Annotated in this window: 6 protein-coding genes; 4 read left to right on the plus strand and 2 right to left on the minus strand. The window is 42.3% G+C overall.

What is annotated here, in order from left to right; genetic code table 11:
- Positions 1-68 precede the first annotated feature (68 nt).
- Positions 69-2,609 (plus strand): YbcC family protein, encoded by a 2,541-nt coding sequence (locus tag Q0590_RS07175; RefSeq protein ID WP_302036830.1) that lies wholly within the window; start codon positions 69-71, stop codon positions 2,607-2,609.
- Positions 2,610-2,619: 10 nt separating this feature from the next.
- Complete coding sequence (locus tag Q0590_RS07180; protein WP_302036831.1) at positions 2,620-4,494, plus strand: proton-conducting transporter transmembrane domain-containing protein; 1,875 nt, start codon at positions 2,620-2,622, stop codon at positions 4,492-4,494.
- A gap of 433 nt (positions 4,495-4,927) precedes the next feature.
- Here the strand turns inward: Q0590_RS07180 and Q0590_RS07185 are convergent, their stop codons facing one another.
- Positions 4,928-5,332 (minus strand): MerC domain-containing protein, encoded by a 405-nt coding sequence (locus Q0590_RS07185; protein WP_302036832.1) that lies wholly within the window; start codon positions 5,330-5,332, stop codon positions 4,928-4,930.
- A 459-nt stretch (positions 5,333-5,791) separates the two neighbouring features.
- Here Q0590_RS07185 and Q0590_RS07190 point away from each other — a divergent pair, with 459 nt between their 5' ends.
- A complete protein-coding gene (locus Q0590_RS07190; RefSeq protein WP_302036833.1) occupies positions 5,792-6,937 on the plus strand; it encodes an FAD-dependent oxidoreductase in 1,146 nt (381 codons plus the stop codon).
- Between the two features lie 262 nt (positions 6,938-7,199).
- Here Q0590_RS07190 and Q0590_RS07195 read toward each other — a convergent pair whose 3' ends face one another.
- Positions 7,200-9,572, minus strand: a complete 2,373-nt coding sequence (locus Q0590_RS07195) for a zinc-dependent metalloprotease (RefSeq protein ID WP_302037139.1) — start codon at positions 9,570-9,572, stop codon at positions 7,200-7,202.
- A gap of 859 nt (positions 9,573-10,431) precedes the next feature.
- On the opposite strand from Q0590_RS07195, the gene Q0590_RS07200 reads away from it, so the two are divergent.
- Complete coding sequence (locus Q0590_RS07200) at positions 10,432-12,870, plus strand: ABC transporter permease (protein WP_302036834.1); 2,439 nt, start codon at positions 10,432-10,434, stop codon at positions 12,868-12,870.
- Positions 12,871-12,929: the final 59 nt, after the last annotated feature.

A 12,929-nucleotide genomic window follows, 5' to 3' on the forward strand; every position in this document is an offset into this window, starting at 1 on the left:
ATTTTTGATGGGCAGTTTAGGAATGTTGTACACATGCACCTCCCAATTAACTGTCTACTGACTGATGTATGAAAACGCAACTCTATTTTTTAGATGAGCAAGCGGTGAATAAACCTCACAACACGCCTGCTTTTTTTAGTGAAAACGAAGTAATTCACGAATTGAAACATTACCTGCCTGCGCAGGCCCCCTTAAAAGATTTTATTCACCATAACACCCTCCATGCCTTTCAACATTTGCCATTTGAGATGGCTATACGCCAGGCATCGGAGATACTAGGGTACAATGTATCCCTATCCCTGGAAGAATACCGGTCACTTTTTGCAGCAGGTCGCATTGATCCCACGGTTTTAAATACAGTGCTTGTCCGTAGAAAAGGGGCCGCCTTGGCTAAAGAGTGGAAGCATAAACTGCTCTCTGGCACCTACAAGCCTTCGCAATCACCCAGAATCGGAAGGCTCCGTTCTAACTGGAAGAGGTTATATAAAACAGATCTGGATTCTTTGGTTCACCCGGTGCTGTTCCGGATTTTGTGTAGCTACCTGGATCAGGGAATTGCTATGTGGAACTTTCCGGTATGGCACAAAGGATTTTTAGCTTCTATCCGGGAAATGGAACGAACAAGCTTTACTAGTTTCTTCCGGACAAAACGGGCAAAAGAACTGCTACTCAATGGGAAGTGCCAGGTTAGCTACTTGTTGCATCTGTTGGTAGGCGATGAAACCCTGTACAAACATTATATCTTCGATCAGCAGTTTGCACATCAGGGATGGTCTGGTATGGTTTCTACGGTAGAAGACCAGCCGCATACCTTGCTGGACCAGCGAAAAATTTCACTGCACGACCTGATTGTGTTTGAACTCCTGTTAGAAATAGATGCCCTGGATTACCAGCTGGGCGACAACTGGCAGCCTTTAGCCAGCCGCTTACCCGGCAAAATACCGGATCTTTTCGGGCCAGTAAAGCCAACCGAAAAAGATGAAGTACTGAGCATCTGGCAAGAGGCGTTTGAGTGGAGTTATTACGATAGTGTACTGGCGGGTATCACCCAACAAAAGCCAGCTGTAAAAAATACGACAAAGAAAACGTTCCAGGCCATGTTCTGTATAGACGACCGGGAATGTTCGCTGCGCCGCTATCTGGAGAAATTAGACGCAAGTTGTGAAACCTTTGGTACGCCAGGTTTCTTTGGTGTAGAATTTTTCTATAAACCAGAGCATGGCAAAGCGTATACTAAATTGTGTCCTGCCCCGGTTACGCCCAAATATTTAATTAAAGAAGTTGGGAATAATACAAAGCGGCAGCAAGATGTGCATTTTACCAAGCATACCCATTCTTTATTCAGAGGATGGCTAATTACACAAACTCTTGGTTTCTGGTCGGCTTTTAAGCTGTTTTTAACTGTTTTCCGGCCATCTACAAGTCCGGCAGCGGCTTCTTCCTTCAAGCACATGGATAAATTTTCAAAACTGACCATTGAACATACCAATCCAGAGCATCAGGAAAATGAATTACAAGTAGGTTTTACGCTGGAGGAAATGGCCACCCGGGTAGAAGGGCTTCTAAAAAGCATAGGACTGGTAAAAGATTTTGCCCCTATTGTATACGTAGTTGGTCATGGTTCCAGCAGTGTAAATAATCCGCATTACTCAGCGTATGATTGTGGCGCTTGCTCCGGCAGGCCAGGGTCCGTAAATGCCAGGGTAATCTGCTTTATGGCTAACCATCCAAAGGTACGGGAGTTGCTGCGTTCCAGAGGTCTGGATATTCCGGCTACTACTCAATTTGTGGGCGGCTTGCACGACACTACCAGTGATGAAGTGGTTTTTTATGATGAAGATTCACTTACCGCCGGTAACCTGGAAAAGCACAAACAGCATGAGCAGATTTTTTCTCAGGCATTGGATTATAATGCCAAAGAAAGATCCCGCCGGTTTGACTCTATTGATACAAAGTTAAGTTTGCAGGCCATCCATCATAAAATCCGGAAAAGATCGGTGTCTTTATTTGAACCCAGGCCAGAACTTAACCATGCTACGAATGCACTCTGTATTGTCGGTAGAAGGGATATTTCGCAAGGCTTGTTTCTGGACCGCCGTTCTTTCCTCAATTCGTATGATTATCAGATAGATCCGGAAGGAAAATACCTGTTTAATATATTAAAAGCCGCCGCACCGGTTTGTGGGGGCATTAACCTGGAATACTTTTTCTCTAGGGTAGATAATCAGAAATTGGGCGCTGGCACCAAACTCCCACATAACGTAATGGGCCTTTTTGGAGTAGCCAATGGCATAGACGGAGATTTACGCCCTGGCTTACCCAGCCAGATGATAGAAGTACATGATCCGGTACGGATACTTTTTATCGTAGAGCATTTTCCAGAGATAGTGCTTACTACCATTAAGCAGTCTGCACAAACATATGAATGGTTTATTAACGAATGGGTACACCTGGTATCCGTTCACCCGGTAACTAAAGAACTATACCGCTTTAAAAACGGCAACTTTCAGGTATATCAGCCTAATAATCAGCATCTGGAAACTATTTCGGACCTAAACCCGCTGCTGGAATCCCAGGCAGAAAATCTTCCGGTGTACTTACTCTCTTAACATTGCTTTCATGACTTCCCTTATTCAATTTTTTATAGCCGTTCCCCTGCTTGGTTTTTTTATCAGTCTGGTTCTTCCACGCAAAAAAGAGAGTTTAATTTCTTTCATTTCTTTTAGTACGGTAGGCTTACATTTTGCCGGAGCCATTTTATTTCTGGCTGCCTGGCTGGTTAATGGCCATCCGGTGTTGAATCTGAAAGAGTTTGTGTTGTTTAGCACGCCTGGGTATGAGTTTTTTATTGATTTTGCTTTCGACAAAATTACCGCTGTTTACTTGTTTGTCGGGGCTTTCCTTACGTTTATGGTAACCGTATACAGCCGGGCGTATCTTCACCGGGAAAAAGGCTATAAACGGTTTTTTAATACCATCTTGTTTTTTTACCTGGGCTATAATATAGCCATCTTCTCAGGTAACCTGGAGACATTATTTGTTGGCTGGGAAATCTTGGGTATTTCTTCATTTCTGCTTATTGCCTTTTACCGCAACAGGTATTTGCCCGTAAAAAATGCAGTAAAAGTGTTTTCTATTTACCGCATTGGCGATGTGGGCATTATTCTGGCTATGTGGCTGAGCCATCATTTATGGCACGAAAACATCACCTTTATCAAGCTGAATAATTACGAACTTGTACATCACCAGTTGCAAAACCATACGTTGATCGGGGTAGTTATATCCCTGATGATTCTGGTTTCCGCCGCCGCTAAGTCTGCTCAGTTACCTTTTTCTTCCTGGCTGCCCAGAGCGATGGAAGGGCCAACACCCTCCAGTGCTATTTTTTATGGCTCTCTTTCTGTGCATTTAGGCGTATTCATTTTGCTGCGGACCTTTCCATTCTGGGAGCATCAGGTGTCGGTCCGTATATTAATTGGCTTACTGGGCTTGTGTACAAGTATTGTGGCTACCGGCATTGCCCGGGTACAGTCTTCGGTAAAAAGCCAGATTGCGTATGCTTCCATTGCCCAGATCGGGTTAATTTTTATAGAGGTAGCTGCCGGGTTTAAGAATTTAGCGTTATTTCATTTTGCCGGGAATGCTTTCCTGCGTACGTATCAATTGTTGGTATCTCCTTCAGTAGTAAGTTACTTAATCCGTGAACAGGTATATACCTATGTACCCCGCCAGCATAGCCTGGAAGATTCCTTACCTAAAAGGCTTGAATATTCCCTATACATGTTATGCCTGAAAGAATGGAATCTAGATTCGCTTATGTATCAATACTTGTGGAATCCGCTGAAATGGCTGGGCAAGCAAATGAAAATAGTCAGTGTAAATAAAATATTGATTGTCTTCACGCCAGCATACCTGATCGGGTTATTCTTTTTGTATATCTATACCCGCGGAACGCTAGCTACCAATGTATATCAATATGTTCCGCTTGTACTGGCACTCATTGGTCTGGTAATGGTACTAAAGTCGTTTACGGAAAGAAAAAACGTACAAATGGCCTGGTTACTGGTTTTAATGAACCATTTGTGGATTGCACTAGCCGTTTCTTTCAACGAACATTTTAAATTCAACCAGACATTGTTGTATCTGACTGGCGTATTGGTAGCCTGGGCTGTAGGATATATTTGCTTGTTGCGATTGAAACTGCGCGAAAAGAGTATTACGCTTAACCACTTTCATGGACATGCTTATAAACATCCGGCATTAGCTGTGGTTTTTCTGCTTGCCTGCCTGGGTTTATCAGGATTTCCTATTACACCTACCTTTATCGGAGAAGATTTACTTTTCAGCCATATTCATGAAGACCAGTTCTTGCTGGCATTTTTTGTAGCCTTAAGTTTTATTCTAGATGGCTTAGCTATTATCCGGATGTATGCCAGGGTTTTTATGGGGCCCCATGTAAAATCTCAGTACGAAATGGCTTACCGTTCTTCATAATTTACTTTCTACCAGGAAAACAGAAGACTACTAAAGTGCAGAAAATAGCTAAAGGAATAAACACACGTTCTATAAGAAGCAAAACATAAAGCTATTCCCAGAGTAAGTAACCAGCTAAGCTCTTATGAATCATCGGCATAAGAACTTAGCTGTCATTTTTTTATACCTCTCGTAAAAAAGAAAATGACAGGTTTTTTACTTGTAAAATACTATAACCAAACTTTTAACAGCTTATCAACTATTTAACCGCCTTTGGAGCGACGAGTATTTTCTTACGGCTAGAATCAGTAAATAGTGCTTGATAATACACAAAGGAAATACTCCACAAGTTTTTTAACTAGCGCCGGAAACACCTTTCTGCAACCGTTTCCTCCCCGTTAAGAACGGAAAAAACGTATGCAAACTATTATCTGCAGTAAATGCTTCGAAAAAATCAGCACTTGCAAGAGGGACGGTGAGTGGCTCTAAGGCGCCAGTTGGCAATGTATGCTAATAAAATAAAGGCGGCTCCGGAAGTAATAATTACAGGCTCATACTGGTGTCCGAAAACAAAAATGCCACATAGCTTAGCAACAACTCCTAGTAATAACAGAAATAGGGGTGTAAAATTTCTGTGTACTTGCCTGTAATCTCTTACCAGAATACTTCCGGCAATTACTACGGCCGTTCCGATTAAGGTTAGCTCTAAAACAGGATTGTGTAAAAAATCAATGCCTATTAACGGAACAATAGCTATTAATAAAGGCATAGAAGCACAATGAATAGCACAAACCAGGGAAAGAATAAACCCTGCTTTATCCCATCTGCTCTTTCCGTTGTGTGCCTGTGCTTTTTTCATAGTGGTATGCTTACTAATCACTGATACAAATCTACTATACTTGCAACATTATTGCAAAAACTTTTACGAATTATTTCCCTTCCAGGTTGGTCTTCCGTAGAGATATTAATAGCAAGACAGATTATATTATCCATATTTTATTTCAATTTATTATTACAATTCCAAAGTATATTTTTATTATTATAATATAATTTATAATATAATTTAAACTTTACTGATAATTCAAAATTAAATACTATTTAATAGTTAGTTATTACAATTTGTAATAGGTGAGGTAACAAGGCTATCTAAAAGATAAACATAATGAGCAGGTTTTTAAGCTTATGAGGTAAGCAGCCAGGCAATTACAGAGATGTGATCTGGCCAGAACATTTTGTTGTATGTTATAAGAAAGCAGTGTACTTATTAATTTAAATACAACCTAACTCTTCTATACCAACAATTTAACGTATTTTATTTATGAACAGGCGTACCTTTTTGCAAACAACTGGTTTAAGTACGGCAGCCATTGCCACAGGCCTTACCTCCTGTATTTCCTCTTCCGGCAACAAAGCCTATATGGACCGGCACTTTCATATTTCCAGTGGCATTCATAAAATTCCGAAGCTGCGCATTTCTATGGACCGCATAGTGAAAGAAACGGTAGGTTTGCGCCCTTTCCGCGCTTCCGGCCCTCGGCTCGATTGTGAAATGCTGGGACGCAAAACGATTGTACACAATTATGGACATGGCGGCAGCGGCTGGTCGTTATCCTGGGGTACAGGCAATATAGCCAGGGAAAAAGCTGAAGCCACAGGAGAAAAAAGATTTGCTGTGCTGGGCTGTGGAACGGTAGGTATCGCTACAGCCCGCTTACTTCAGGAAAGAGGCCATGAAGTAACTATTTATGCAAAGGAACTTCCGCCGCATGTTACGTCATTTCTGGCAACTGGTACCTGGTCTCCGGCTTACCGGCTGTGCGATCCGGAAAAAATTACACCTCAGCTAAAAGCGGATTGGGAAAAAGCATGTTTGTTTTCTTTCCGTACCTTCCAGAATCTGCTAGGCTTTAATGACATTGTTAGCTGGGTAGATGAGTACGTAGTCCGTAATGATATGCCTGCGGCAAATGAAATGCACGGGCAACTGGAGATTAAAGGCTTACTCCCGGAAAGGGTACTGCTCTCACGCAAGGAACATCCCTTTAAAGCCAGCTATGTTGCCCGTATGTCCGGGATGATGTTTAACATCCCCTCCTACTTACACAAGCAATTAAATGATTTTATGCTATTTGGCGGAAAAGTAAAAATACGGGAATTTAAAACGTTAGAAGACATTGATGCCCTGGAAGAAAAATGCGTGGTGAATTGTACCGGGCTTGGAGCTAAGTTTCTTTTTAATGATGAAGAGTTGACGCCTGTTTCCGGCCAGTTATCTTGCCTGATTCCGCAGCCGGAAGTTACCTATAAGCTCAATACCCAGGGAGCTTCTGTAATTGCCCGCAAAGATGGCATTTATCTGGGTGGAAATGGAATTGTAGGCAACTGGGATACTACACCAAGCCGCGAGCAAACCGAGAAAGTAGTAACAGTACTCCAAGAGTTAATGCAAAATATGCGTGGGTAAAATTTCTTCATTTCAACTAAAACTCTATAAGGTTATCTTTCACCGGGTGAATTTACATTAGCTCTAAGTTTGTTTAATGCTATTACCTAAGAAAAAAGCTGTACTAATAATAGTACAGCTTTTTTGATAAAAATTACCCAATACACTGAGGTAGAGCTTTTATACAGCTCTTTTACTTCCGGTGCAAAGCAGGTACAAACCTTTTAACACCAGTATTTTTAACACGTAGCAAATTTATTTCCTCATCCATACTCCTTAATTGTCATCTACAGGTTTCCTCACAGCCCATTTCAAAATAATTGTAAGCAGGCATACCAATAGGCGCACCATCCGGTACCGGTAAAGGCATAGTCTGATTTAAGTCTGTTGGGTTATTTTCAAACTCGCGTATCTGAGCTAAGGCGAAAAAGTAATGTGCTTTCTGTGCTGTATCTTTTTCACCAGTTATTCTGGACTCCAGCCAGGCTTTTAATTCATTTACCTTTAAAGAGGCAATGGCTCTTACCTGAGAAGCCGCCTGTTTATTACTTGCCAATTTGGTCAGGTGTTGTAGCGTAAGTTTCTCGGTTAACCGCTTAATTTCACCTTTGTATCCTTTCTCGGGTGCTGCTTTCCAGGTCTCTGCCATCAGGCGGTCTACAACAGTTGTAAATCCGGGCATATCAGCATCTAACGCCTGGTTAGTATTCAGGCGGGCAGCCCGTTCGTGCTGCAACATAAAATTTAATGTCATGTTGGCGGCTGCCTCCGGTGGACCCAGCGGATCAAAGGTAAGGCCAGTACGGTCTTTAAACGTTTCCCTGGGATTTTCGTCATACCCAAATGGCCTGGGCGGAATGAGCCTAATAATACTGGGCGGTAGTGCCAGAGCTTCCGGTTTCAGTGTGGCTAACAAGGCAGTTAAAGCAGCTAGTTGTTCTTTCGCTGGCAACGGATCGCATATCCGTTGCCCGTCGCCGCGGGCCGCATAGGTGTAGAATATACCTCCCAACGTTTTGGAAGCTGCCTCTACCTGGTAGCGGTGAAACATATACATAGGAACCAAAACTTCTTCCAAGGTCGCCATAGGAGCTCCAACAGGAATCTTCTTTTCTGAAAAATTCTTCAGGGCAATACTTCGTACGTCCATTACATGTTTTAGCTCTTCCACGGCATTTTTTCCATTGTCCCATAAGTGTGTAATGGGGTGTGCACTCCCTTCCGGCCTTCCATCCTGGTCGGTGAGAAAAAGCATATCTTTGGAAATTCCCTCTTTAATAATGGCTTGCAAGCCTTGCTTTTCGCTGCTAGCATCCGGGAAAGTACGGTAGGCATACGTAATGGCAAGTTTATCCCAATCCCCTATTTCTTTGGTATAAGCATCTGCTAAATCCAGCTGGCCATTCTTAATGTTTACCACCGGATGCGGATAATCCATAACTGATGCCCGGTTATTGTAATTGGAAGCATAATTATGCGGCAAGCCTAAGGTATGGCCTACTTCGTGTGCAGCCAGTTGCCGGATACGGGCCAGAGCCATTTCCATCATTTCTTTAGAAACTTCTTTGCCTTCTTCATAAGAACCTACCAACCCTTGGGCTATCAGAAAATCTTGCCGGATACGTAAAGAACCCAGAGTGACTTTGCCTTTAATGATTTCCCCGGTTCTGGGGTCGGTTATGCCGCCACCATACGACCAGCCACGGGTAGAGCGGTGTACCCATTGAATATAATTGTAGCGGATATCCATAGGATCGGCATCGGATGGAAGCAACTTAACTTGAAACGCATTTTTGTAACCAGCGGCCTCAAATGCCTGGTTCCACCAGCTGGCACCTTCCATCAGGGCAGAGCGGATAGGCTCCGGTGCTCCTGGGTCCATATAATAAATAATGGGCTCTACTGCTTCACTGACAGCTGCCTGAGGATCTTTCTTTTGCAGGCGGTGCCGGCGGATAAACCGTTTTACAATAGGCTCACTGACTGGTGTAGCAAAATCCATGTATTGAATGTACCCCAAACCCGACCGCGGATCAAACTCCCGGGGAGTATACTTGTTATCCGGAAGCTGTACAAAAGAGTGGTGCTGGCGCATCGTTACAGCATTAGCTGAAGGTACTACGTCCCGCAGATAATTTCCCGGTGTGTCGCCGGTTAGTGTAAGCGTAACTTCAAACTCTGTATTCTGTGGAAAATTTTTAGTTCGGGGCAGATAAAAGGCTGATCTGGCAGGATCTAATTTATAGTTTCCCTGTTTGGTCTGACTAATGGCAAGCGCCGCTTGTACAGCATCCTGCAAAAGAAACGGACTGGCATCTACTAATACTTTGCCCCCTTCTTCGGCAGCCACCTCAAATCCCCAGTGTACCGATTGAGCAAATGATTGTTCAACAGCTTCCCGTTCTGCTGCATCAGTGCTTAGGGCTCTGTAGTCATAATTGGGTTCAACGAGTAAAACTTTAGGGCCGGTCCGCTGAAATTTTACCACATGGCTTGGCCCCATCCGGCCTCTGTCTAAACCTATATCATTAGACCCAATACCGGCAGGGAGAGAGGCATAATACAAAAATTCTGTATCAAACTTATCTATCTCCAGCCATATTTTTCCTTTTTTATAGTCCCAGTAAAAAGTAAAATAGCCCGGATATGGCGTCATGCCTGCCGTAAAAGTACGGATGCCAGCCGGTTCGTTGGCTAACCCGGCTGTAGTACTCTTTTTTTTGTTGGTCTGGGCATTTGCTATCGTTACGAGTGCTGCCAGAAACACATTTATTAGTATTTTTATCATAGGTGTAGGGGATGGTATTGGGTAATCAATTTACTAAAACCTATGTACTATCCTATGTATTCATATATGTATAAGCAGAACCCTCTCACTTCATGGTTTATTACTTGGTGGGTGAGTAACACCTACCCAACTTTTGTATATGTAAAAAATCCTATATGAGCCTTAATCCGTTGGTAGGGAATGCTACCTGATCTATACTTTTTTCAATTTTACGAGTAATAATATAGGTTTATTTTATTATTTCAAAATTATATATTATATAAATAACTAATATTAGAATTAAATTTCAATTAAAATTACTTTTTAGGAATAATATTTGATTATTTTAAGATTCACCTTGATGATTTTTAGAATAGAGGCATGTGTTGGAAGTTCGCATATGCCAATTCAGTAAAGGCAATTTATCATCCTATGCTTACTGACTTATAAAAGCTTACCTGATAGAAAAGTATAGCATCTACCGTCCGTCTATGTACAAACGATGTCCGTTTCCGGACAAAAGCAAACGCTTATTCTCAACCATAAACTACTGAAAAATAATCAATTACAATTGTGGCAAGTTTGTTGTTTACCACCTTACAGCTAATGCCTAGGTTATTGATCTACTAAAAAGGGAATAATTCCAGATAAATCTACTAGCATAGTGTATTTACAAACAAGAGTATAACAAACAAACAGGGGCTTTTATCCTAAATTAATTGTGTAACTACCTACTAACCTAAAACGCATGCTCAGTAACTATTTAAAAATTGTATTGCGCAACATAGCCAAGTACAAAGGTTTCTCTTTCATTAATATTTTTGGCCTGGCACTCGGACTGGCTTGTTGCCTACTTATTTCGATGTATGTACGCGATGAATTAAGCTATGATAGATACCACGAGAATTCAAGTAGAATATACCGGGTTACGCGTGACTGGGTATCTAACGAAGGGAAAGTGGATTTACATTTAGGCCATGTAGCCCCTCCTTTCGGCCCCCTGCTGCAAAACGATTTTCCGGATATTGAGGCTGTTGCCCGTTTGCTGGAATCCGGTACCTTGTTCCGGTATGACGAGAAGGCTTTCAATGAAGATAATGTATTTATTGCAGAACCCTCTATTTTTAAAATATTTACTATCCCGGTACTCAGTGGCAATCCGGACAATGCCTTGGATGAGCCTTTCTCAGTTATGCTGAGTGACAAAATAGCTGCAAAATATTTCGGGAATGAAAATCCGGTAGGGAAAGTGTTGCGGATGGATAACCAGTATACGGTAAAAGTTACTGGTGTATTTGCGTCTTTTCCATCCAACTCTCATTTTCATCCGGATGTCTTCGTGTCGTTTGCCACACTGAACGATGAAAACATATATGGCCGGGAAGGATTACGCACGAATTTTGGCAATAATTCTTTTGCTACCTACTTGTTGTTTCCCAAGAACTACCCAACCGAAAGGCTTACTTCGCAATTCCCGGCCTTTATTGATAAGCACATGGGCAGCAACGATCAGAATGCAACAAAACCTTCTACGTATACTCATCTGTATTTACAAAAGCTTACCGATATTCACCTGCATTCTCACCTGGATTCTGAAATAGAACCGAATGGCAATATTACCACTGTATATATTCTCATAGCGATTGCTGTATTCATTCTGATTATTGCTTGTATCAACTTTATGAATTTGTCTACTGCTTTGGCCGTTAAGCGGGCGAAAGAAGTAGGTATCCGTAAGGTAATGGGCGTAACCAAATCTAGTTTAGTAACTCAGTTTCTGAGCGAATCGGTGGTATTTGCTTTAATATCGTTAGTTCTGGCGATAGGTATTGTGCATCTGGGCTTGCCTGCGCTGAATACATTTACTGGCCGTACCTTAACTATGGGGTATTTACAGTACTGGTACACCATTCCAGCGTTATTGCTGCTGACCATTGTTGTTGGTTTGCTGGCTGGGAGCTACCCAGCGGTGTATTTATCTTCTTTTCAGCCAGTTTCCATTCTAAAAGGGAAATTATTATCCGGGGCGAAAAACCAACGGGGCGGCATTACTCTCCGGCAGGTACTGGTGGTGGGGCAGTTTGCCATTTCTATTATACTTATGATCTGTACCGGCGTTATGTTCAATCAGTTGCAGTATATCCAGAATAAGTCCCTGGGCTTTGAGAAAGAACATATGGTAACCCTGCCATTCTACGATGAACTAGGTCCGCAATATGAAGCTTTTAAAAATGAGTTAACGTCCAGTGCCGCAGTCAACAAGGTGGGCAGATCCAGCAGGATACCATCGGGCCGTTTACTGGATTCGCAGGGAGGCGCTATTCTTTTGAGCGGCGATTCTACCGTTCCCGCTTCTGCTACGCTGAAAGATGTATCTATTGATCAGGATTTTATTCCTACCTATAAAATAGACATGGTAGCCGGGCGTAACTTCTCCAAAGACTACAGCACCGATACTACCGCATTTATTGTAAATGTATCAGCAGCTAAGTCTATGGGCTTTACCGACCTGAAAGAGGCTATTGGCAAACAAATACAATATGGTAACCGGAAGGGGCAACTTGTGGGGGTAGTACAAGATTTTAATTTTGAATCGGTACACCAGAGTATCGTGCCTATGATCTTTGTTATGCCTAGCCAGGAGACACGCTACAACAATCTGTCTATTAAAGTTAATGGAGCGAATTTAAAAGAGGGTCTGACACATATAGAAAAAGTATGGAACCGGTTTTTGCCTCAACGCCCCTATGAGTATAGTTTTCTGGATGAACGCTTCGGCTTACTCTATGAACGCGAGCAAAAACAAAGTCAACTTTTTACTACCTTTTCAGTATTAGCCATTCTTATTGGCTGCCTGGGTTTATTTGGCTTAGCTTCATTTACTGCCCTGCAGCGTACCAAAGAAATAGGAGTGCGCAAAGTACTGGGTGCTTCAGTTACAGGAATTGTAGGGTTGCTTTCTAAAGAATTTTTGAAACTGGTGCTTGTTGCCAACCTTATCGCCTGGCCGGTGGCCTGGTATGCCATGAGCTTATGGCTGGACGATTTTGCATACAAAATCAGCATAAATCCATTAACATTTGTTCTGGCTGCCATACTGGCCTTGCTTATTGCACTCCTGACAGTCAGCTACCAGTCTATTAAAGCAGCTTTGACTAATCCGGTAACCTCTTTACGAAGTGAATAAGAATCATAAATAAATATAGTGTCCTGTCCGGAAGCGTACGTGGGTGTCCGTTTCCGGAC

Origin of the sequence: Rhodocytophaga aerolata (genome assembly GCF_030503435.1) — a bacterium.
Classification (GTDB): Bacteria; Bacteroidota; Bacteroidia; order Cytophagales; family 172606-1; genus Rhodocytophaga; species Rhodocytophaga aerolata.

Excerpts from the sequence above, each read along its gene's own strand:
- Q0590_RS07175 (WP_302036830.1), top strand. The coding sequence starts at position 69 with ATGAAAACGCAACTCTATTTTTTAGATGAGCAAGCGGTGAATAAACCT.
- Q0590_RS07195 (WP_302037139.1), bottom strand. The coding sequence starts at position 9,572 with ATGACGCCATATCCGGGCTATTTTACTTTTTACTGGGACTATAAAAAA.
- Q0590_RS07200 (WP_302036834.1), top strand. The coding sequence starts at position 10,432 with ATGCTCAGTAACTATTTAAAAATTGTATTGCGCAACATAGCCAAGTAC.
- Q0590_RS07190 (WP_302036833.1), top strand. The coding sequence starts at position 5,792 with ATGAACAGGCGTACCTTTTTGCAAACAACTGGTTTAAGTACGGCAGCC.
- Q0590_RS07180 (WP_302036831.1), top strand. The coding sequence starts at position 2,620 with ATGACTTCCCTTATTCAATTTTTTATAGCCGTTCCCCTGCTTGGTTTT.
- Q0590_RS07185 (WP_302036832.1), bottom strand. The coding sequence starts at position 5,332 with ATGAAAAAAGCACAGGCACACAACGGAAAGAGCAGATGGGATAAAGCA.